The 24,194-nt window shown below is 59.2% G+C and carries 14 protein-coding genes; 7 read left to right on the top strand and 7 right to left on the bottom strand.

Annotated features, from left to right (window positions below; translation table 11 throughout):
- Positions 1–218: 218 nt before the first annotated feature.
- The 5 genes from SH410x_RS00675 to SH410x_RS00655 all read right to left on the bottom strand — a co-directional run bounded on the left by SH410x_RS00675 (position 219) and on the right by SH410x_RS00655 (position 10,363).
- Entirely contained in the window at positions 219–1,541 is a 1,323-nt protein-coding gene (locus SH410x_RS00675; RefSeq protein WP_473673737.1) for a DUF1552 domain-containing protein, read from the bottom strand.
- A gap of 26 nt (positions 1,542–1,567) precedes the next feature.
- Entirely contained in the window at positions 1,568–4,585 is a 3,018-nt protein-coding gene (locus SH410x_RS00670; RefSeq protein WP_473673735.1) for a DUF1592 domain-containing protein, read from the bottom strand.
- A gap of 146 nt (positions 4,586–4,731) precedes the next feature.
- On the bottom strand, positions 4,732–6,357 hold the full coding sequence (locus tag SH410x_RS00665; protein ID WP_473673733.1) for an L-fucose/L-arabinose isomerase family protein: 1,626 nt from the start codon (positions 6,355–6,357) through the stop codon (positions 4,732–4,734).
- Positions 6,358–6,654: 297 nt separating this feature from the next.
- Positions 6,655–8,271 (bottom strand): ribulokinase, encoded by a 1,617-nt coding sequence (locus tag SH410x_RS00660; protein ID WP_473673731.1) that lies wholly within the window; start codon positions 8,269–8,271, stop codon positions 6,655–6,657.
- A 103-nt stretch (positions 8,272–8,374) separates the two neighbouring features.
- Positions 8,375–10,363 carry a tetratricopeptide repeat protein gene (locus SH410x_RS00655; protein ID WP_473673729.1) on the bottom strand — a complete coding sequence of 663 codons (1,989 nt, stop codon included), beginning with the start codon at positions 10,361–10,363 and terminating at the stop codon, positions 8,375–8,377.
- A gap of 394 nt (positions 10,364–10,757) precedes the next feature.
- On the opposite strand from SH410x_RS00655, the gene SH410x_RS00650 reads away from it, so the two are divergent.
- From SH410x_RS00650 to SH410x_RS00625, 6 genes are all read left to right on the top strand, one after another.
- Positions 10,758–11,558, top strand: coding sequence for a tetratricopeptide repeat protein (locus SH410x_RS00650; RefSeq protein ID WP_473673727.1), 801 nt, complete (start codon positions 10,758–10,760; stop codon positions 11,556–11,558).
- A gap of 253 nt (positions 11,559–11,811) precedes the next feature.
- Positions 11,812–12,693 carry a hypothetical protein gene (locus SH410x_RS00645; protein WP_473673725.1) on the top strand — a complete coding sequence of 294 codons (882 nt, stop codon included), beginning with the start codon at positions 11,812–11,814 and terminating at the stop codon, positions 12,691–12,693.
- Positions 12,694–12,808: 115 nt separating this feature from the next.
- A complete protein-coding gene (locus tag SH410x_RS00640) occupies positions 12,809–13,618 on the top strand; it encodes an SDR family oxidoreductase (protein WP_473673723.1) in 810 nt (269 codons plus the stop codon).
- Positions 13,619–13,992: 374 nt separating this feature from the next.
- Positions 13,993–15,081 (top strand): PfkB family carbohydrate kinase, encoded by a 1,089-nt coding sequence (locus SH410x_RS00635; protein ID WP_473673721.1) that lies wholly within the window; start codon positions 13,993–13,995, stop codon positions 15,079–15,081.
- Between the two features lie 687 nt (positions 15,082–15,768).
- Positions 15,769–16,779 (top strand): hypothetical protein, encoded by a 1,011-nt coding sequence (locus SH410x_RS00630; RefSeq protein ID WP_473673719.1) that lies wholly within the window; start codon positions 15,769–15,771, stop codon positions 16,777–16,779.
- Positions 16,780–16,914: 135 nt separating this feature from the next.
- Entirely contained in the window at positions 16,915–17,973 is a 1,059-nt protein-coding gene (locus SH410x_RS00625; protein ID WP_473673717.1) for an AI-2E family transporter, read from the top strand.
- A 354-nt stretch (positions 17,974–18,327) separates the two neighbouring features.
- Here SH410x_RS00625 and trmB read toward each other — a convergent pair whose 3' ends face one another.
- Complete coding sequence (trmB, locus tag SH410x_RS00620; protein ID WP_473673715.1) at positions 18,328–19,050, bottom strand: tRNA (guanine(46)-N(7))-methyltransferase TrmB; 723 nt, start codon at positions 19,048–19,050, stop codon at positions 18,328–18,330.
- Positions 19,051–19,242: 192 nt separating this feature from the next.
- Between trmB and SH410x_RS00615 the strand changes: the two genes are divergently transcribed.
- Positions 19,243–21,324, top strand: a complete 2,082-nt coding sequence (locus SH410x_RS00615) for a M13 family metallopeptidase (RefSeq protein WP_473673714.1) — start codon at positions 19,243–19,245, stop codon at positions 21,322–21,324.
- Between the two features lie 1,009 nt (positions 21,325–22,333).
- Here the strand turns inward: SH410x_RS00615 and SH410x_RS00610 are convergent.
- Positions 22,334–23,947, bottom strand: a complete 1,614-nt coding sequence (locus tag SH410x_RS00610) for a BBP7 family outer membrane beta-barrel protein (protein ID WP_473673712.1) — start codon at positions 23,945–23,947, stop codon at positions 22,334–22,336.
- Between the last annotated feature and the right edge of the window lie 247 nt (positions 23,948–24,194).

The following is a 24,194-nucleotide window of genomic DNA, read 5'->3' as shown; positions in this document are numbered from 1 at the left end:
CGCAGGTACGCTCGCCAGAGCGTGGGATCCCACCGTCTGGCGACGGTAGCTACGGGAGGTTTTATCACGTGTTGTTCACGCAATGCTCAGTCGAATTTCAACCAGCAATGGTGAGTCGAATGCCGCAAGGCAGTCGGGTAACGCGAGCCACCTGGCCGCTCACGCGACTCGGCTCATGAAATCAACACGCCGCTAAGCTGCTGAGCGCGGCGGCAGGATTACAATCCGGCGAGCTGTTTTTCGGCGTCACCGAAGTGATCGAGCTTCACGCCCATGCGGTCCATGATCGATAAATACATGCTGCAGAGTTTGCGGTCGTCGTCGTCTTTGCCGACGAAATCCAGCACGCGGCCGGTTTCCAATGTTCCGGACAAACCGCCCGTCAACAACACGGGTACCTTGCTCGAGTCGTGTGAGTTACCCGACCACATGCTTGAGATGAATAACAGGCACGAATGATCCAGCACGGTAGCGTCCCCTTCGGGCATCGCATCGAGCTTGCTCGCTAGATACGCGTACTGCGAACAGTAGTAGCGTGAGATCCGCTCGTATTCATCGGAGCGGTCATTGTGCGACGCGGAGTGGTGCGTGTTGGTGACATCTAAAAACGGATAGAACAATCCTGAAAGGTCACGATTGAGCAACAGGGTTGCCACTCGTGATTTATCGGTTTGGAATCCGATCGCGACGAGGTCGCACATCAGTCGCATGTGCTCGCGGATGTCTTCGGGCAGACCATCATCCGGACGTTTCATCGCCGCGATGTCCTTGCCGCGGTGCTGGGCTCGCTCGGCGGCCTTGGCGTGGGCGGCGCGCATGGAGACAGCACGCTTTTCGACTTCGCGAACGCTGCTGAGGTATTCGTCGAGTTTGGTGCGGTCGGATTGACTGACCCGTCGACTCAGCGAAGAGGCGTCTTCACGGACGCGGTCTAAAATACTCTCCATCCGCCGGCTGCCGTGATTATCGAACAGTGAATCAAAAGCCAGCGAGGGATAGACTTCCATCGGCACGGGCGAGGTCGCATTCTGCCACGAAATATGCGAGCTGTACGCCATCGAGAAATTCGTTTCGTGATACCCCGTCACTGGCTGCTCACAACCGAGCACGAGACTGGGGGCAACCGTTTGGTCGGCAAAATGATTGGCGAGCACCTGATCGACGCTAATGTCGCCACGCAGCTCCGAACCCTTCTTCAACGAAGCTCCTGAGAGGATATTGCCGGTTTGCCCCGGGTGGATGCCGACCTGGGTAGCATTTTCGTTGAACAGCCCCGTGATGAAATTCATCTTGTGCTTGATCGCTTCCATCGGCGCGAGGCTTTTGCCGAGCTCCATCTCCGCGCCGCTGCCCTTGGCCCACCAATGGTCTTGGTTGATTCCGCAGCCCATGAACAGGGCGGCAAAACGCTGGGGTGATGAGGTGGGGTCGGAACCCGCAGGCGATTCGCTACCCCACACGGGAACCGATTCCAACCATGGCAGCGCCATCGCGACGCCCGCACCACGCAGCAGCGTCCGACGCGAAACAGAATCGTTCACAGGATTGGAGTGAGAGTTTGCAGACGTCATGGGATTGCTACCGTCTCATCAAGAGGAATGCGAATACGCTTGTTCAAAAATACGGGGCTCGTCACGATCACATCAATCATCGAGCTGAATCGATAATCGTTCTCGGCGAGCCTTTGTTTCATGTCGGCAACGATGGACTCATCAGACAACTGTAAAGTCCGACCGAGACCAAAGGCCAACAGTTTTCGGCATAGATTGTCGACAAAATCATCCTGACGTGCAGTGCGAATATACTCCAGCACGCCCGTCAAACCGCTTCCTTCGCTGGCGTCGGGGAACACGGCCGAGTCGTCGATCGCACGCCCGCCGAGATCCACATCGCGAAATTCGCCGATCGGACCGTAGCCTTCGAAGACCAACCCCATCGAATCGATGCGGTTGTGACATCCAGCACAGGCAACGTCTTGCCGATGTCGCGCCAGCGTTTCACGAAGCGTCAAATCGCCGAGTTTGGATTCATCGCTAGGCAGGTCCGGCACGGTCGCTGGCGGCGCGGGCACCTTTTCACCGAGCATCCGTTTGATTAGCCAGTTGCCTCGCTGGACCGGACTCGTCCGCAACCCCGACGAATTGTGCGTCAGGAACACAGCCATGGGCAACAATCCGCCACGTCCGTGCTGGCCCGCCTCGCCCCAACGTATCCACTGCTCATTCGACTCACCCACGTGATCGGCATTGAGACCATAGTGCTGACCCAACACAGGATTTACGAAGGTGTAGTCGGCATAGAGAAAATCCAGCACCGAGCCATCTCGCTCGATGAGATCGCGGCAGAACCGGAGTGGCTCCTCTGCCATCGCTTGCCGGAGCTCATCGGTAAAAACCGGAAACCGCTCCCGGTCGACGCCGTTGTGCTCGGTGAAGCGGCGGAAATCCAACCAATTACCTGCGAACTCGGTAACGAACCCCTCGACCCGATCATCAGCGAGCAGTCGCCGGGTCTGCGCGAGCATGACCTGCGGTTCCCGCAACTGTTCCCTGGCCGCCAGATCCAACAGTTCGTCATCGGGCATACTCGACCACAAGAAGTAACTCAGGCGACTGGCCAGAGAGTAATCACTCAGCGGTTGGACTGCTGGCGCCACCGTTGGAGCGGCGTCCAGCGAGGAGGCAGCAGGCTGCCCATCACGCGACACATCGATCCGATAACAGAAATGAGGCGACATCAACACCGCGACCACCCCGTCGTGAATCGCTTGTTCATGACTGAGCCCTTCGTCTTGACGCATGGCATCGTAGAACGACCGAATCGATGCGACTTCAGCCCCGGACAACGGGCGCCGGTACGCGCGCGCTGCGAAATCAATTAACGCTTCGAGCTGGCGAGGTTGTGACTCAACACTGAGTTTCTCGAGTCTTCGAAAGGTCTTCGCCATGTCTTCAAAGTAGTACCGGATGACCGCCAGGGCTTGGTCGCTCGCACCGACTCGCTTGGCTTTCTCGCAGTAAGCATCCGCTAGCCCAGCAACCTTTTCCGCCGACGTATTGTCTTTATCTTCGGCGCGATAGAGATCAAACACGCGATCACGCATGAACCCTGAATCCGTACGATCGAACCAGATAAACCCGGAGTACTGGCGCATCGGAGCCGCCGCGACGAAATCAAGTTCTAGCCACAGACGGTCGAGTTCCTCTCGTTCAGCATCATCGAGCATCAAGTCGTACAGCGGCGCGTCGTCGCGAAAGTATCCCATTTGGCTATGGAACCCAGCGCTCAGAAACCGCCCCTTCAATTTCTTCTCGTTCTTTTGATCGAGATACACGCGAGCGCGTTCAGAAACAAAAAAGGTGTCGGGGAACACATCACAAAACTGAGCCAGTGACTGCTTCAGCGCCGCTGCATCCGCATCGTCAGCCACCTCCATCAATTTGGCGGCCGCCGAATCAGGCTCCAGTCCAAAGCCACCTGTTGGTAGTTCGCCCTCGACATAGCGACGTCGGTTGGCGACGAATTGGCGATTCTTCCATAGCACCAACGGCTGCGACCCGTTGTTCATTTGCGGTGAGGTCAAGTTCGGAATACTGGGGACCAATGACGCTCTCAAATCCGAAACGAACGAAGCCATCGTCTGACATCCCGCCCGTGCGGCAGCGATGTTCTCGGGTGTCGAGGCATCGGGAAGTCCGCTCAGCAAAAGCCTCAACGCGGCGACGGGGCCAACCGATGGGAGGTCTGCTGTTGGTTCATGATGGCCACCGAGAAGTTGCCATAGCGTTTCACAGTATCGCTCGCTGAGGCCGCGCTCACTCGCCAACTGTGCGAGCGTTGCGTCGTCATTGCCAAGATCCTCGCGATGCTGGAACCGCCACAACACTTCAAAGTAATCCGCGTAGTCCGTCCGCTGGTTTCGATAGAAATCAATGATGCGATTGACACAAAACTTATCGCGATCGGTGGGCGTGATCACGGGATGTGGAGCGAACTCAAATCCACTCGGCGTCAGGGCCAGATGTTCGGAAACCTTCCCCGCCGCATCGAGATATTTCTTCAGCAGGGCAGGGGACATGGCCAGCGATTCACCGGAGTTATCAAACCCCGCTTCGTTGGCTGGATCGACCGGAAAGGCTGCGGCGGGCTGAATATCAACGCCCGTCAAATCGCGGATGGTGTAGTTGTACTCGCTACCACTGAGCCGGTGGGGCAGCACGATGCCGGGGTCGCCCTTGGTCCGCGCCGCCTCCGCCGATTTGACTTGCTCGATCCACGCGATCACCGCCGCACGCTCCGCATCCGTCGGTTGATGATCGGCGTCTTCGGGCGGCATTTCACCAGCCTCCAACCGATCCAAGACACCCGACCAGCGACGGAAATTCTTGACCACCGACGCGAGGTCATGGTCGACCGTCAAATCGAGATCACCCTCGGTGGTGTCACCGTTGTGGCACTCGACACAACTCGACTGCAGAACCGGTTGCACGGTGCCTTCGAAAGTAGACTGCAGAGACTCCGCTCGGCCGACCGAATTACCGGCCAGCAAAAGCAAAAGGATCGTGGCGTGGCGTATCGCGAGCATCAGGTGCTCCGCAAGAGCAAAATGAGGGGAAGGGAGAGGGGAATTCTGCCGATCGAGTCGGCGGCGGGACCGTCTAGTTTATGCGATCCCGCGATGCCTAGCCACCGAAAAATCATTAAACCGACGGCAATGGCTGTCGTCCTGGGCTACTTCGCACCACCACACTGGAACACTTCGATACCCAGCTCGGCCGCGGCGACTGCCTTCGCCTGCATGGCGAGATCGGCTTCCGCCTCGGAATGGGCATAGGCGACTTGGATATGATTGGCGTGATGCCGGGCCATCATTTGGTCGCGGGTGACACCGTGCAAGACCGCGTGCATGACCGGCCATACCGGAGTCGTGCTATCCCAGCGGCGCTGCGTTTCCTCGGCGGGCAACTCAACGGCAGTAGCCCGCCCGATATCCATCTTCAGTCGGCCATCAGCCACGAAAATTCGCGACCATACAACGGAGCCTGGCTTCGAAACACCTCGCACGGTGCTGCCGCCGCTAGGGAAATACATGGGCGGTTGCCGAAAGCCTTCCGCATCGGCCCAACCGCCGGCAAAGTGCGACGCAGGCACTGCGCCGCTGATCTCGAGCACCCACACCTCATCATCGACGGTGCCGGAGGCATCTCGGTCGGACCACCGCAAGTCATGGAGCGTGTTTTCAACCGGTTGGCCGAGCGCACGGTGGACGCGGTCGGTCAACAGGCCATCAACGCCCGCGCACTCATCGACTTCGTTGAAGTGCGTCAAGGGACGGCCGGCAAACAGCTCGCGTGAACCATCGCGCGACATCACCGCTGGCCGCACCGAATCGTTGAGCATGCCTTCGACGAGATCACTCGCCGGCAACAAATCCTTGAGTCCCTGCTGGTACTGAATGCCGACACAATCACAACCGAAATCATCCGCGATCCGCAATGTCGCGATATACATGCGGCACTGATCGAGGATTTGAGCATCCGTCAGGTCGTTCGCAGGATCATCGCCGGTATGGAATTTCATGCCCTGGTTGTCCAGCCAGTCACGGACAGCCTGGGCCTCGCGATCGGACACGCCGCGGGTCTCGTGATAAAGGGCCGATTGGCTGAGCCGCTCTTTAAAAACACCGAGTGGATTGAGCAGCGAGTCCGGAATGATGGCATTGAACATGCCCATACACCCCTCATCAAAAACACCCATGATCGCTTGGTCACGCCGCAGGGTCTGGGCAACCTCTCGGCCGACCGCGTGTGCTTGATCGTCGCATGCCGAGAGATCGAAGGGGCCAACGTGAGAGGTGTCATGGGTGAGCGAACCGGTCTCCAGCCATGACTGCAGCTTTTCGAGAAAAGCGTCATCGTCAAATGTCTCGCTCCACAGCGAGCAATACTTCACACCTGCCTTGGCGAGCGACCCGTTTAGATTCAAAAGCCCCACCAACCCAGGCCATTGTCCCGACCAGTTTGCAACGGTGAGAATTGGCCCTCGGTGCGAGATCAATCCAGCGAGCACGTGGTGCGAGTATTGCCAGACCGCTTCGGCAATGATCACGGGCGAATCAGGGTCAATGCCACGAAACACATCCATCCCTTGCCGCTGTGAGCGAATGAAGCCATGGCCGCGAGCCTCGTCGAACTCGTGACCGCGAACGACCGTGCGCCCGAAACGACCGATCGCCGCGGTCAACTGCGATTCCATGGCTTGCTGAGCCTCCCAACAAACCTGGTTGGCCGAATCGCGTAAGTCGCCCGAGGCAACGAGTGTGATGGGTGCGTTTGCGTTGAGTGATGCAGTGGACATAGGCGACAGGTGTGGTTGGGGAATAATGAAGAATAAGCCGAACCGCGTGAGCGACCGGGTGCGGGGTGGTACCCGGTGCCTTACGGCACTCGGCTCAAAATTGTGGGGACAGGGAATATTCGCGGGGTGGTACCCGGTGCCTTACGGCACTCGGCTCAAAATTGTGAGGACAGGGATCATTTTCTTGAGTTACCCGGTGCCTTACGGCACTCGGCTCAAAATTGTGAGGACAGGGAATATTCGCGGGGTGGTACCCGGTGCCTTACGGCACTCGGCTCAAAATTGTGGGGACAGGGATCATTCGCTGGAGAGACCGCCGGCCACAGCGGCGGCTAAGCCTCGGTATCTCCGGTACAGATCGTTGTACTTCTCGGTGCGGTCCGAACGCGGACGCACGACGTCAAATTCGGACTGCGGTGCTGCTGCCATGGCGGTGGCGGCAGCCGAAATCTCACTGAAACCGCTGGCCTGCGAGCCCGCCGCGATCATCCCCAACACCGCCGCGCCGACCGCGGTCGCTTGCGTTGAAGGGTGAATCTCAATCTCGCTGCCGATCACGTCTGCGTAGATTTCGATGAAGGCACGATTGTGATGCGGCAGTCCACCGGTGGCGATGAACCGGTTGATTTCCACCCCGCCTTCACGCAGCAACTCCACGATCCAGCGGAGACCAAAGGCAGACGCCTCCAACATCGCCAGATACAAGTGCTCGCCACGATGATGAAGGCCGAGCCCAGTGAACGCACCTCGCAAGTCACCGTCCATCAACGGCGTGCGGCAACCGTTCATCCAGTCCAAACAGGTCACGCCTTCGGCACCCGGCGGCAGCCCCATGGCGGCGTCGGAAAGCGAGTCAAATGATTTCAATCCGAGCAGGTTTCGCAGCCAAGCGAACGCATCCCCCACAGCGGCTTGCCCTGTCTCGTAACCATACAGCCCAGGCAAAATCCCGCCATCGACCACACCGGCTACACCGGAGATATCCGCCAGCGCATGGGAGTTAAGCATGTGACAACTGCTCGTGCCCATCACCATCACGAGTGTTCCCGGATCGCCTGCGCCGACGCCCGGCACGGCGGCATGAGCATCGATGATCGCTGCGGAAACGGCGGTGCCCGGTGCCAAGCCCAACCGCTCAGCCATCGCATCGCTCAAGCCGCCAGCTCGTTCGCCAGGGGAACGCATCTCACCAGGCAAGCATTTCTCAACCGCGGCGGCGAGTGCCGGCGAAACGGCTGAGAAATAGTCTTGCGAAGGGTATCCGTCGGCCGCGGACCACATCGCTTTGTAGCCCGCCTGACACGTCGAGCGGGCCAGTGACTCGGCAGGTCCACCGACGAGTTGCCAGACGAACCAATCGCCTGCCTCGATCCAAATCTCTGCCGCTGCGGCAACGTCGGGTGCATCCTCGATCGTCTCAAGCATTTTGGGAAAGAACCATTCCAACCCAATCGTGCCGCCGTATCGTTTCAAAAACGATTCGTCCCGACCGCTCGCGACCTCATTCATGTGCGCTGTTTGCGTCACCGCCCCGTGGTGCTTCCACAACTTCGGCCACGCTAACGCCACGGTGCGAAACCGCTCCAACTCACACAGCGGCAGCCCCTCTCGCGTGGTGGGCAACATCGTGCAGCTGGTGAAGTCGACACCGATACCCTTCACACGATCGGCCGTGACACCCGCTTGGGCGATCGCCGCCCGCGTGGCCTCGGCTGCCGAATCGACCCAGTCCCGAGGAGATTGCAAGGCATAGTGCGGCGGCAAAGGTTCGGAACAGCCTGGCAGCGACGAGGTGATTTGGCCGTGAGCGTACGGAACCGTTGCCGTGCCGTGCTGTTTGCCCGTCGAATCGACCAAAACGGCACGAACCGATTCCGTACCGAAATCGAGTCCAAGTGAAATAGGCTGGGTCATGAAAAGTGAATCGATTTCGGCGAAGGTGCATTGTGGAACGCGGCATCGACTTGGAGCCTGCGAGGGTTCTTCAACATAGGCAAGAAGTCGATACCACGGCCACCTAATCTATACGCTTTTGCGACGCTTGCAACGCGTCGCGAAACTCTTTGAGTTGGCGTTGCAGCGGCGGTGAGTGCGGGGTCAGCGCGCACGCCTCGGCCTGCATCTTGACGGCGGCCTCGAGATCCCCCACCGCAAAATAGCAGCGGGCACAAGTATCCATCAACGCTGATCGGCCTGGCGAGATTCGCAGCGACTCCTTGCTGTACCGCAGTGCCTTGGCAGTATCCCCGGCCGTGTTACTGACCAACCACGCATAGGCATTGAGCTCTTGAGCCAATTCCAAACTCGATGTCCGAAACGGCCCCAGCCGCTGCATGTTGTTGCGGGCGTCATCGATCGAACTTTGGACCATCCGAATTCGCTCATCGAGCGTTTTGGCGACCGATTTCGCCCACTCGCCATCGCCATCGCCATCGCCATCGAGGCGATACATCGCGATCAGGATATCAATGTTTTCCTTGTCCATGTCGTAGGCTTTCCGCAGGATCGGCTTCGCGGCCTCGCCCTCGCCTTGCTCGATCATCAACAACGCACGATGAAAGTCCAGATTGCTTTGCACGTCGGTGTAGGAGAAGCGACGTGCAATCAATCGGTCGCGAAACTCGTTATCTTGATCGATCCGCTCGGTCAGCGGCGTGAGTATGTCCACCACATCGGCATGACGCTGCATTTCGCCGAGCATCTCGGCCAGTCGCAATCGTGCAAACGAAGAGACCGCGGTGTCGACGGGCAATCGATCGATGACAAGCCCGTACTCCTGCTCGGCCCAGCGAAAGAGCCCCCGTTCGATCAGCTCGGCCGCGATTTCAATATGCGCCAGAGCATTGTACTCGATGGTTTGCGGGTGCACCGCGGCGTCGTCAGGCGGCGACAAGGGGTTGATCGCGAGCGCAGCGTCGGCAAGCCGGGTTGCGTCAGCATCACGATCGAGGTGCGAGAACGCCTCCGCCGTCGAGTAGAGCAGAATCGGACTTTTCTCGACCAATGCTCGCTGCGATTCATACAGGGCGATCACGACAGGGTCGAGCGAATGATCGAGCGCCCACGTCGCCGCCTCGATCAACGTCTGAGTTTTTGCCGGAATGAGATCGACGTTAGCGACCATGATCCTGACGGCATCGTCCTGGCTCTCGTAGGCAAGTGCTCGCTCGGCCGTCATCTCAATGAGATCGAGCAGCTCGACAGCCGAAACATTGGACTCGCTAGCGAAGTCACCGTCATCCAAAACCAGTTGCTCGCGGTTTTTGGCGATCAGTTTCTCCCAGGCGGCCACATCCAAACGCCCGGAACGCAGGTCGACGGCGTACTGCTGCAACCATTCGCTGCTGACCCGGGCCGGCGGCAGTGAGCTCGCTGCGATCTGGGCGGCCTCCATTTCACGGCGGACCGATGCTTTCGATTCCCGGTCCGAGGCCGCGCCCCCGGTCACGGACTCGAGAGGATTCGCCCCCCGAGCATCCAATCCGATCAACGCCAACGCTGCAGCCCGAGCGAGGACGGGCTCCGGTTCAAATCGGGCGAGCCGCAACAGCGGCGAAAACGCGTCACTGCGAGTCAGATCGGCGATCGCGTCGATCCGTTTGCGTCGCTGTGAGACACTGTGCGAACTGTACTCCGACAATAAATCACGGACTTCGGTAGCGTCCGCGGGGGTGGACCATTGGACCTGCAAACCGCTCGTCAAACGCCGCGCCACGATAGCCACTTCGCTGTCGGGATGATTGCGTGCTTCACGCAGTTGATCAAAGGCCGCCAAACCGATTTGCATCAGATGATCGCGGCAGCGAGTTCGCATCGCGTAACTATCCGACGCCAGCCCTTCGATCAACCTGGCGATCTCAGCATCGCTCACCCCGACCACCTCACGCTGGGCGGCAGAGCAGGGCACTCGCCCGCATCCCAGACAAACCCACACCAGCAGAGCAGCCACTACAAGACGTCGTGGAACGCGAGCTGACAGGTTCAAAAATGGCAGACTGAGTAACATCGTCAGAAGTATCCGCAAAAATGAAGTGCAGGCTCAACCAGCTCAGACGGACGGAACCGCCTGGCTACAATCGTCGACAGTTCACTCCACTCTACCAAATCCGCACCACCCCTGACTGAAAACCAAGTTGGTTTTTTGGTGCAGTCGCCTCACATCGGCAGCGTGGGCCGGACGGGGCACAACCCACAAAAACAACTCATCCCGATCATTCGCTCCCATCTGTAAGACCCCAAAAAACAACCCGCACAGTTCCCCTCACCGCGCGAAAAGGTGTTTTTCGTAGCAAATCTCCCGGCTTGCCACGACAAAAAGTTTGCCAGCGGTCGTTCCGGAAGTTAAGCTGCCAACACAGACGCCTCTCGTGTTCACTGCCTCCTCAAGGATCTCGTCTGCGATGAAAATTCGCTTTACCCCTATATTTAACGTTCTTGCCTGCGTGACTGCTTTGGCGGCGACCGTTCCCGGGACCACCTGCCACGCTCAATCCGCGGTTTTGTCTGAGATTTACGGCCGGGGAGTCCATGCGTACAACGCTGGACAGTACGACCGCGCCTCGGAATGGTTGAACATGGCAATTGACAACGGTTACCGTGACCCTCGCGCCTACTACTTCCTTGGCTTCAGCGCTGCGGCGAGTGGTCGCCAAGTCGAAGCGGAGGGTGATTTCCAGCAGGGTGCCGAGATCGAAGCCAGCGGCGCGTTCGGCAATTCGGTCGGCCGTGCCTTGGCTCGCATCCAAGGCCCGACTCGATTGAAACTGGAACAGATTCGCGAGACCGCCCGTTTAACTGCGTTAGCGAAGGGACTGGCCCGGTCACAGGCGAGATACGGCGAACTCGGAGCCTCCTCCGACGCCAAGGCTCCCGCAGCGGATAAAGCCCCCGCGGCCCCGGCGAAAACCGCACCAGCGGCCGCGGCCCGCCCCCGTGCCGTCATGGCCCCCGCCGTGCCAGCAGGAGACGATCCCTTTGCCGATGACATGGACCAAGATCCCGTCGTCGAATCCAACGACGTGCTCAAGGATGTTGCCAAGAACGCGGTCCCCGCCGAAGGCGAAGCAGCCGCTGCTGCTCCCGAGCCCGCTGGCGAAGGTAGCCCGTTTGACGCCCCCGGTAGCGACCCATTCGCCAATCCGACCGGCGGCGGTGCCGACCCATTCAGCACGGGCGGTTCAGGCGACCCATTCGACTTCTAAGCTAAGGAACGAGCGGAAAGTAAGTGGCCGAACGCTCTGCGGATCGGAACGGTCGACCGCGGAGCGTTGGACCACCATTTCAGACAGTAATTCCCCGCTCATTCCGAAGTCAATTGTCGACCGACGGCTCCGCCCGTCGTGAGTGATCTGGATCTCCTGAGCATGTGAGCGAGAGAGCTTGGGCGTAACCCCGTCAGCCGAAAGACATTTGCTCGTGTGCTTAGCGTCAACCCGATGAGCGAGTTTTGAAGTCATGCAGATTCGTTGCTCCCGGGTTGGCGTTCTCTACTTATCTGCGGTCTCCATCTCGCTGGTTTTGCTGTTCGCAGGGGACTCGCAAGCCCAGGAACCAATATCGCAACCCGCCGAAATCGCCGATCGCGAACAGGTGCGTGAGTGGGTCACCAACGTCGTTGGTAATTTGAAGCTCAGCAACAACTCGACGGGGCGACAGCTAATCCAGAAAGACAAGTCGCTGCTGCGTTGGTCCAACCCGATCGCCGGAAATTTTCATGGGGACTCGTACTTGTGGACCGAGCAAGGTCGCCCCGCCGCGTTCCTAAGTATCTACGCGAGATTCGATGGCCCCGTCACCGCCAGACGACTGACTTTTCAGTCGCTATCCCTTGATCCTCTGACCGCTCGCTTGAACGGCGTTCCAGTCTGGCACCCCACTGAGCCCGGAGTTGAGTTCAATGAGCTGACCGACGTGCCTCCCCCAAGCCCAAAATCATCCTTGCGACGATTGCAAATGTCGCGGATCGCACGACAGTTCCGCGGTCGGATCCAAGAGGAGGGAGAAGCTGATCGATTCCGAGAACTGCGTCTGCTGACATCGCCGCTCTACCATTACGAGAGCCAGGCCAACAACGTCGACGGTGGGTCCCTCTTTGCGTTTGCCGACAGCACCGATCCTGAACTGCTCCTGCTGGTGGAATCACGCGTCGAAGGTGAAACACGATCCTGGCACTACGCAGCGATCCGGCAGAACCATCGCGGCCTGAAACTATCTCGGGGCGACGAGGCGGCTTGGGAGGTCCCCGCGATCGCTCCTCCTTTTGGAGGCCCTAAAATAAGCGATCCCAACGGTGTTTACTACAACGTTCCCTGGTCGGTCATTTCAGGCAACGAATAGCGGTATGCAAAATTCCGGAGAGAAACACGCTTGTCGGTATAGCTTGGAGCCTATCCCAGAGCCGCCGCATCACGACTAGCCTTTCCATCGTCAGAGGGTTAAATTGTCGGCCACTATGAATAAACTCTTTGATCTCAGTGATGATGTCGCCGTCGTGATCGGCGGCACCGGTGAACTCGGTGGGCAGATGGCCGAATCGCTTGGTAGTGCGGGGGCGAAAATCGCCGTACTCGGGCGAAATGCGGATCGCGGCAACGCTCGCGCTCAGGCGATCGTAGCGGCGGGCGGCGAAGCCAAGTTTTTTGCTGCCGACGGTTTGCAGCGCGACTCGCTCGAGGCCGCCCGCGATAGCGTGATCTCCTGGGCCGGTACGCCAACCGTGCTTGTCAACGCCGCTGGCGGCAACCACCCCGATGCCACGATCCCTCCCGGCGGCGATATCTGTGGCCTGCCACTCGATGCCTGGCAGACCGTCTTTGACCTGAACCTCGTTGGCGGTGCGTTGTTACCCAGCCAAGTGTTCGCACCGGCGATGATTGACGCCGGTGTCGGCAGCATCATCAACATCGCTTCGATGTCGGGCATCATTCCGCTGTCGCGAGTCGTTGCCTATTCGGCTGCCAAGGCCGCCGTGATCAACCTGACCCTGTGGCTGGCCCGTGAATGGGCGACGACCGGTGTCCGCGTCAACGCGATCAGCCCCGGTTTCTTCCCAGCCGAACAGAACCGCAAATTGCTGTTCCAGGAAGACGGCAGCTACACCGAGCGGGGCGGCCAGATCATCGGTCACACGCCCATGGCACGCTTTGGCAAGGCCGAAGAACTCGCCGGTGCAGCGATCTGGTTGGCCAGCCGACGGGCGTCCTCATTCGTCACCGGCCAGAACATCGCCGTTGATGGCGGTTTCGCCTCGGTGACGATCTAGCTGCCGGCTACGGAACGGTTTGCAATCAGCTTGCTGGCCAGAGCGGAACCTTCGTTTGAGGTTTGACCATTTTGGCGTTCGCGGGCGGTTGATATAGTGAGCCGCGATGCTTAGGAACGAGCGGAAGATAAGCGGCCGAACGCTCCGCGGCCGGAATGGTCGACCGCGGAGCGCTCGACCACAATTTCAGACAGTCATTTCCCGCTCGCTCCTTCGGTCGGCCGACTTTCGCGCGTTGCCCGATACCATGACGACATTCGGCTCACCATTGCCGGCCAGAAATTCGATTCACGAAACAGCCTGGTTCCTTGGTAGCAACCAGGGCCTAACGCCCCCACGGCTCTTAAACTCCTCTTGCTTGAAATGGAAAAAACATGGCTTCCCTGAACATCCCCGCTGCTGGTGCTGATCTCGATTTCCTTGCTCTCGGTGCCCTCGTGCATCGTCTCGATCCGGGTGTGATCCCGTTTCGCACGGCGACCAATTTCGACGTGCACGTTTCGGGTGGTGAATACAACTGCGCCGCAAACCTCTCATCCTGCTTTGGTTTGTCCACGGGCGTGGCGACGGCGATGGTCAACAACGGCATCGGTGAACTGATCCAGCGTCAGGTCCGAGCGATGGGCGTGCGGCCGTTCTACAAACAATTCGAGCATGACGGTGTACGGGGACCGAACATGGCCACCGTGTACAGCGATCGCGGGCAAGGCGTCCGCGCCCCGGTTGTGTTCTACAACCGAGCCAACGAAGCCGGCGGGATGCTCAAGCCCGGTGATTTCGATTGGGACAAGATTTTTGCGGGCGGTGTGCGGTGGGTACACAGCGGCGGGATCTTTGCCGCCCTGTCCGAAACGACTGCCGAAGTCGTGATCGAGATGATGGAAGCGGCTGGGCGCCACGGTGCGATTCGATCGTTTGACCTGAACTACCGCGCCAAGCTCTGGGACACCATCGGTGGCTTGTCCAAGGGACAAGAAATGATGGCCAAGATCGTCCAGAACGTTGACTTGCTCGTCGGCAATGAAGAAGACCTGCAGAAGGGTTGCGGCATCAAAGGTCCCGACGTCGAAGAGAAAGCCGGCGGTGGACTCGACCCCAAGAATTTCTTCAAGATGATCGGTGACGCGGTGGAAAAATTCCCCAACGTCAAAGCCGTCGCGACAACGCTGCGTGAAGTCCACTCGACCAATCGGCACTCGTGGAGCGCCGTCCTGTGGCACGAAGGCAAAGAGTACGTGGCCCCGACGGCAGAACTCGACGTGCTCGATCGTATCGGTGGCGGCGATGGATTTGCATCCGGCTTGACCTACGGCCTGCTCGATGGTCGCAGCCCCGACGAAGCACTGCGTTTGGGTTGGGCTCACGGAGCATTGCTGACAACGTTCCCCGGCGACGTCTCCCGCGCCTCGCTCGCCGAAGTTGAAGCCTTGGCCAAGGGCGGTTCAGCCCGCGTGCAACGCTAACGTAGGGCCGGTTCCCACCGGCCAAAGACGCCGCTTATTCGATTAGGTTGGTTCCAAATGCGAATTGGAAGGTGGTTGTTCGGTTGTGTGTGACGCACTGGGGACGGCCGGTGGGAACCGGCCCTACTTCAATGTCGTTCAATAAACCAACGCAAAACCCGCGTGCGCGACCGTAGGGCCGGTTCCCACCGGCCACCCGCGCCGCTTATTCAATTAAATTGGTTCCAATTGCGAATTGGAAGGTGGTTGTTCGGTTGTGTGTGACGCACTGGGGACGGCCGGTGGGAACCGGCCCTACTTCAATGTCGTTCAATAAACCAACGCAAAACCCGCGTGCGCGACCGTAGGGCCGGTTCCCACCGGCCAAAGGCGCCGCTCATTCAATTAAATTGGTTCCAATTGCGAATTGGAAGGCGGTTGTTCGGTTGTGTGTGACGCACTGGGGACGGCCGGTAGGAACCGGCCCTACTTCAATGTCGTTCAATAAACCAACGCAAAACCCGCGTGCGCGACCGTACGGCCGGTTCCCACCGGCCAAAGGCGCCGCTCATTCAATTAGGTTGGTTCCAAATGCGAATTGGAAGGCGGTTGTTCGGTTGTGTGTGACGCACTGGGGACGGCCGGTAGGAACCGGCCCTACTTCAATGTCGTTCAATAAACCAACGCAAAACCCGCGTGAGGAACATCATGTCCTGGTTTCATCGGTTCCTGTTGCTGTCGTTGATCGCGTGCCCATTAGCGTCAGGAAGCGACGATTTTGTGTGGCCCGGTGACGGCGTCCCCGCGGACCAGCCGACCTGGGGACATCGTGATGGACTGCAGATCGGCTTGGCCCCGGCCCCAGGGCCACACGGGCTGATTCGCATCTATGCGCCCTATCTGGGCCAGCACTACCCTCGGATGGTCAACTACCTGTCTGTCGAACCGGCAGTCCAAGGCCAGGCAGGACGTGGGCAGTCGGAGCTTGAGCAAAGCCGCCAGCGGGCAGGGCAGGGTGGTCTGACGTTCATCCCCTCGAACTCTTTGTCTGGACCGAAGGTCGCTGACGAACTGCCGCCGGGAGTGCTCGATCGAGCGGCCGGAACGCTGCGACTATTCGTGCATCCCGAACGATTTCAAAATGGGGCTCAGCCGATCCTCGAACTTCTCTTCCATCGCGGCCAACCTCACGAGGTGGAGATCGTGATCCATGCCGCCGCCGAGAGTGCTCCGATGGAGAGCTGTGTCATTTCGGCGACGATGGGCAATTACGGGTTACTGCGTGAACTGCATCTCGCTGAGGGTCGAGTTGAGTGGGCGTCCCAACTTTGGAGCGACGAGCAGCTTGACGGCCTCGGGTTTCTCCCTTGGCGAGACTGGCCCGCCGAGACGCTCGACCGGACCGCCAGCGGCGACTACTGGGCCGGTCTGAGCAGCGATTTTGCTCACCCCTCTCGCGCCGCTTATGCGCCGGCGGTTCCACCCCAGTGGCGGTACCAAGGCCAGGGGGCGATGCACGTTTGGCGTGCTGAGGCGGATGCCGCGCCGATGGTTGCGGTGAATGCACGGCGGACCTATTGGGGAACGGACGCTCCCATTGCCGGCGGCGTCTGCTTCGAGAACTTCGAGCTCAGCATGCCATTCCAAGACGGTCAGCGACTCTGGTTTCGCATCGATCCATGCGGCGATTGGGATAGAGATGCTGACGCAACAAAGTAGCTGAAATGGAAGTCGACGCATGCAACCCGCCTGGCATGAAAAGTGCTTCCCCTGCCTGCAGGCGAAGTTGCGTTTTCAAACGCTTGCGTGAACCGCCTGTCGTTTCCCACGTTTCATCCTCGCTCTGAGTCCCCCGTGTCCCATCGTCTCCGCCACCTCCAACCGCTCGTACTCGGAATCCTGCTTCTCGGCTTGGTACTCGCGGCCGCCGGGCTATTGGTCCCGGCAATGAACGTTCTGTTGCTGATTTTCGCCGGGCTCATGTTCGGACTACTCATCCATGGCATCGCTAACTGGCTCGCCTCCAACACGCCGCTGTCGTACCGAACGAACTACATGATCGTCGTGGCGGTGTTTCTGCTGACGTCTTGTCTGGGGTTCTACTATCTAGGGTCGCTCGTTGTAGCGAGAGCGGACGAGTTCGCCTCCGAGTTGCAAACCTCGCTAGTAAACGCCCAGCAGCGGGCGAGCGAATCAGAGCTGACCCAAAAAGTGGTGCCTGAATCGGTTGACCTCAAAACGACTCTGTTCCAGCACGCGAGCACTGCGTGGCAGGGCGTCCTCAGCGGCATGCGTTCGGCCGGAGCGGCGATCACAGGCGCGTTCGTCATCCTGTTCGTTGGTCTCTACGCGGCTTACGAGCCCCAGCTGTACCGGACCGGAATGATGAAACTGGTTCCGCTGCGGTCACGCCAACGAGGTGAGGAAGTACTCGATCAACTCAATGATGCTCTCGTCCGCTGGATCGTGGGACGGCTGATGTCGATGGCAATCGTGGGTGTGCTGACGGCGATCGGATTGTACTTCCTCAACGTCCCACTGCCCGTGACGCTCGGTGTTGTCGCAGCACTCTTGACGTTCCTGCCCAACTTCGGACCGCTGCTCGCGGCGGTACCGCAGATCCTGCTGGCGCTCAATGTCAGCACGGAGACGGCAATCTATGTGGCGATCTTCAACGTGGTCCTACAGGGCGTCGAGAGCTACCTGATCACACCGATGATCCAGCGGAGCGAAGTCTCGCTACCGCCGATTTTGACGATTGCTGCCCAATTATTAATGGGTGTGCTCGTCGGTGTGCTCGGAGTCATGATGGCCGCTCCGCTGGTGGTCGCGATCATGGTGATCGTGCAAATGCTCTACATCGAGGATTACCTGGGTGATCCCGAGCCAGGCGAGTTGACGAGCGATCAGTAAGCGGTGTTACCCGGTGCCTCACGGCACTCGGCTCAATAGTGACTCATGCGTTACCCGGTGCCTCACGGCACTCGGCTCAATACTGGTTCATGCGTTACCCGGTGCCTCACGGCACTCGGCTCAATACTGGTTCGTGCGTTACCCGGTGCCTCACGGCACTCGGCTCAATACTGGTTCGTGCGTTACCCGGTGCCTTACGGCACTCGGCTCAATAGTGGTTCGTGCGTTACCCGGTGCCTTACGGCACTCGGCTCAATACTGGTTCGTGCGTTACCCGGTGCCTTACGGCACTCGGCTCAATGTTGGTTCATGCGTTACCCGGTGCCTTACGGCACTCGGCTCAATACTGGTTCATCAGCGGTCGCGTTTGCGGTAACAGACCCGATAGACCGGGATGCCGAACTTGCGGCTGCGTCGTTCAAAGTGCGTGTGGTAATCGAGATCGTGTGTCGATTCCCGCTGCACCTCCGGCAAGGGGACACCAAGCTCTGGGGCGATCTCCGCGATCAGCTCGACGGTGAGCTCGAAGTAGTCGAGCACATCGGTCCAGAAATGCAGTCGTCCGCCGGTGCGGAGCACACGGCTGAACTCGCGGATATTGGCGTCACTCAAGACCCGTCGCTTGCGATGCCGCTTCTTCCACCACGGGTCCGGAAAATAAACGTGCACAGCTTCGAGTGATCCGCTGGCGATGCGGGGCACGAGCGGATCCGGGGAACGGCCGTGCTCGCTGCTGTCACTCGGTGATTGCGCGTAGCTGCGCGGGCGACTGGCGAAGAGCGGTTCGGCGTCTCCGGACAGCATCATCGCGTTGGCTTGTTTTCGCCGAGCCAGTCTCGCCGCCGCATGCGCCGCGTACTTGCCGGCGATCTCGATGCCAAAATAGTTGTGTTCCGGGCATCGCTGCGACTCGGTTTGGATGAACAGCCCCTTGCCGCTGCCGACTTCAATCTCCAGCGGTTGATCGTTCCCAAAAAGCGTTTGGCTCGACAATTCCAGCGGCAGATCCTCGGGCTTTTTCAACCATTTCGACAGATCGAGATCAGGGTTCGGCTTTCGCAGGGCTGCACGAGGCATGGGTATTTGAGCGTTGGGAAATGGATGCGGGGAACAGGAACCAGCCCCACATCGTACCGAGCGAGGGTCCTTCTGCCTGCCCCTGCTTGCGAGTTCCCTACCGATGTCATCACCCTCTGGGCAGTGGAGTGAAATTGCCCCAAAATCATCTCTAAACCGTTTTCACGACCCTTTCCCGATCGCGATGCAACCATGAATCACACCTTCCTACTCCCACCTCGCGTCATTCGTGCAATCGCGGCCAGGACGCTGTTCGTCGGTTTGAGCGTGAGTTGCCTCACGTCCCCGCATGGCCTGCTCGCCGAGGACGCAGCTGCCACCGAAAAGGTCTCGGGGATCGACCAGTCACTGTTCAGCAAATCGGTCAAACCCGGTGACAATTTCTATACCTATGCCAATGAACGATGGCTGGACGACACTCCGATTCCGGCGGACAAATCGAACTATGGGATTTTCACGGTCCTCGATGATGAAACCCGCGAACAGGTCCGCACGCTGATCGAAGCGGCAGCGGCAGAGCATGCCGACGAGGGCACGCCCAGCCAAAAGGTGGGCGACATGTATCGCTCGGTACTCGATGTTGCCAAGCGTAACGAGGCTGGAATCGCTCCGATCAAGCCGCTGCTGGAAATCGTGGATGGCATTGAATCATCAGACGACCTCGCCGCTGCAATGGGCAAGCTTGTCCGGCAAGGCGTCTACGGGCCGCTCGCTCCCTACGTGGGAGTCGATGCCAAGGACAGTGACGAGTACATCGTGTACCTCACGCAGTCCGGGCTCACGCTGCCCGATCGTGACTACTATCTCGAAGACGAGCCTCGCTACAACGAGCTACGCGGCGACCTGAAAACCTACATCGCAGACATTTTGGCGGCGATCGGCACGGACCATCCCACCGAGGCGGCCGAGCAAGTCTTCGAGATCGAGAAGCAGATCGCTGAGCGACAATGGACCAATACTGATAACCGCGACCCGGACGCGACCTACAACCGCAAAACGATGGCCGAACTCGGCGAACTGGTCGCTCAGTTCCCAGTCGACCAAATGCTTGTCGCTGCCGAGATCAAAGACCAAGCCGCGATCGTCGTTCGCCAGCCGAGTTTCTTTGTCGAAATCGATGCTGTCATCGCCAACACACCCATCGACGCCTGGAAGAACTACCTCGCCTTCCACATCGTCGATGCGTACGCGTCAGCCCTCACCGAAGACCTGGAAAAACGACACTTCGAATTTCATGGCAAAGCGGTCTCCGGTACCGACGAACAACAACCGATGTGGAAGCGGGCGGTCGACGGAACAGGGTCGGTACTCGGCGAAGTCGTCGGTCAACTCTACGTCGAAAAGCACTTCACACCGCAGGCGAAAGAGCGGATGAATGAATTGGTCAATAACCTGAAGGCAGCCTTCGCCGAACGGATCAAAACCCGTGACTGGATGGGCAAGGGCACGCAGAAGCAGGCCCAAGTCAAACTCGACAAATTCACGACCAAGATCGGCTATCCCGACGAGTGGAAGGATTACTCGAAACTCACCATCACGGACGCCTCGCCCGCAACCAACATGATCGCGGCGGCCAAGTTCGAATTTGATCGCGATCTCAACAAACTCGGGGGACCGATCGATCGCAACGAATGGCACATGACGCCGCAAACGATCAATGCCTACTACAACCCTACGATGAATGAAATCGTATTTCCAGCCGCGATTCTACAGCCACCGTTTTTCAACATGGCCGCTGACGATGCGGTGAACTACGGAGGTATCGGCGCGGTCATCGGCCATGAACTGAGTCACGGATTCGACGACAAAGGCAGTAAATACGATGGCAATGGAAACCTTCGCAACTGGTGGACACCAACCGACCGCGAGGAGTTCGAAAAACGTGCCGCTGGCCTGAGCGCCCAGTACGACGAGTTCAAACCATTTCCAGACATGAACGTCAACGGTGAACTCACTCTCGGCGAGAACATTGGCGACCTCGGCGGCCTCGCCGTCGCGTACGCGGCCTTTCGGCTGTCGCTCGATGGCAAGGAAGCTCCCGTGATCGATGGACTGACCGGAGATCAACGATTCTTCCTAGGTTGGTCGCAGATTTGGCGTCGTCTGTACCGCGAGCAAGAACTCCGCAAACGCCTGATCACCGACGCTCACAGTCCGAGCGAATACCGGGTCAACGGCATCGTGCGAAACATGGACGAGTGGTACGAAGCCTTCGGTATCGACAAAGAGGACGAGCTCTACGTCGCACCGAAGAATCGAATCCGGATCTGGTAACACATCACCGACTCGCTTCAGAGCAAGCGAAAACGGGGCCGGTTCCCACCGGCCATTTCCTGCGTTGCTGACGTACCGAGCAAGGACCAAGCAACTCGAAGCCCTTTAACCCAACGAGTCGAGACACACGGTGGGTGCGGCCGGTGGGAACCGGCCCTACTTGATCGCGAAAACGGGGCCGGTTCCGACCGGCCATTTCCTGCGTTGCTGACGTACCGAGTAAGGACCAAGCAACTCGAAGCCCTGGTTAACCCAACGAATCGAGACTCACGGTGGGTGCGACCGGTAGAACCGGCCCTACTTGATCGCGAAAACGGGGCCGGTTCCGACCGGCCATTTCCTACGTTGCTGACGTACCGAGCAAGGACCAAGCAACTCGAAGCCCTGGTTAATCCAGCGAGTCGAGACACACGGTGGGTGCGGCCGGTGGGAACCGGCCCTACTTGATCGCGTAAACGGGGCCGGTTCCCACCGGCCATTTCCTGCGTTGCTGACGTACCGAGCAAGGACCAAGCAACTCGAAGCCCTGGTTAACCCAACGAATCAGGACTCACGGTGGGTGCGGCCGGTAGAACCGGCCCTACTTGATCACGAAAACGGGGCCGGTTCCCACCGGCCATTTCCTGCGTTGCTGACGTACCGAGCAAGGACCAAGCAACTCGAAGCCCGGGTTAACCCAACGAATCAGGACTCACGGTGGGTGCGGCCGGTGGGAACCGGCCCTACTTGAGCACGAAAACGGGGCCGGTTCCGACCGGCCATTTCCTACGTTGCTGACGTACCGAGTAAGGACCAAGCAACTCGAAGCCCTGGCTGACCCAACGAATCAGGACTCACGGTGGGTGCGGCCGGTAGAACCGGCCCTACTTGATCGCGAAAACGGGGCCGGTTCCGACCGGCCATTTCCTACGTTGCTGACCTACCGAGCAAGGACCAAGCAACTCGAAGCCCTGGCTGACCCAACGAGTCGAGACATACGGTGGGTGCGGCCGGTGGGAACCGGCCCTACTTAGAAACTTCGCATCACCCCAAACGTGATTGCGTTGGCCGTCAGGTCGTTGTAGTAGACTTGTTGGCGAGGGGAGGCGAAGCCCTGCAGGCCGCCAGGGCTCTGCTGGGTCAGGTTCAAGAGCGGGTCGATTTGTTCGCCCGCCCGCAGCACTCGGCTGAGGTAGAGAAAGTGGTATCCGACCGAAGCGTCCCAGCCATAGGGCAGTCGACGGCTGAGCATGATGCGCAACTCCGGTGAGACCGCAAACTCGCTGTAGTCTTGTGACCCAGCATTGCTGGTTTGCACCAACAGCCCGCTATTCTGAACGCTTGGTGAGGTCCCGGTCGTCCGCGTCATACCATAGGCGGTGACCGTGGAACTGGTTCTACCGATGCCGAGTTTCAACATCGACGCCAGTGACCAGCGGCCCCAACTCGTTTCGCTGCGAACACCGAATGCGGCTCCGTTGAAGCGGTTGGTTGCTTTGAAGTAGTCAGCGCGATCAATCAGCGTGCCCGTGGCCAGTCCACCACCACTGCCGAGGATCCGTGTGGAACCGCCGATCGTCAGATCATCGTCGAGTTGGGAGTAGGTATAGCCCACCAAGCTTTCGAGCTGCCGATCGCCGCGACTGACTAGCATCGCTCGCAACAGCACATCACCGGCGGCGAACTGCGTCGATGACTGGACGTTGACGCTACCTGCGTACTCAGCGGGGAAACTCAATAGGTCCGCATCGCTGCCCATCCCCCCCGGAGAAACGTCCACATACGGACGAGCTAGGATTGCGTAGGTGGATGAATCGGCAGAAAACTGATCGGTAACATCATCGGCAAACAATATCGACGCGGACAGCCCCAAACCCGAGGTGCCGAAATAGCGACCGATCTCAAAACGACCACCCGATCGGCTGCCGTCGCCCAGTTCGTCGCCGCCATAGAGCGTTCGAGCGCCAACCTGGCCTAGGACGCCAGCGTTCGCGAGCGAGGTGCCAGGGCTACTCGTGGTCACCAATGGCGGGGCTCCTTGCCCATCGAGAGTCATGTTGACATATTCGGCACGTGCCCAAAAACCGTTGAGCGGATGCGCCAAAAATCGCGCCCAGTGTTCAACACGCTCATCGTAATGTCCATGCACGCCATCTCCGTAGCGACACGACGCACACGTGCCCGACGCACTCTCGCCGCAGGCATCGCATCCGCCATCAATGGGCTCGCCCATCATCACGCTGCCATCAAAACCAGAATACTCATCGAATTCTAGCACTTCGGATTCGGGATACTCATCGCCTACGATGACCTCGGGATCGTCCAAAAACGGTGACTCCAACGCCATCGTGGGTGACGCCGTCATGCGTGCGGACACAGATTGTCCGACCGCGATCGGCAAGGGGGCCGCGCCCATGAAATACTCGCCATCGGCCAACTCTGACTCCATGACCTCACCCTCGGCATTGCGAATCTCAACACTCGTAACTTGGCCCGGCTGCACGCCTGGCTTTTCGGTGAGAACGCGCGAGTTGGAACTGGGGGGCGAGGCATATCCACGGATCGGGATTCGACGCTGTGGTCCCGAACCGTCTTGCCCGGTGACAGGCAGGGTACTGCAAGCACACATGAGGACGACTGCCACGAACAAGCTCAATGCGCGGTATCCGAGCAGGGCAGGGCAGGGCGGTGAAGCATTTCGTCCCACGTAGGATGGGACCCTTGTCCCGTCCGAGACCAATTTGCTCGCTCGGGACAATAGTCCCAAGCGACGACCCCAGCAAATGCCTGGAGAAAGGAACTTCACAGCGTTCGCGGCGGGATGGACGGGGCGATGGCCCTCTTGCATATGCTTCGTCATGTGATGATCACGGCCTCAGACCCGGACACGG

Source organism: Rhodopirellula sp. SH410 (assembly GCF_055811895.1).
This window is presented reverse-complemented; position numbering and strand designations above follow the sequence as displayed.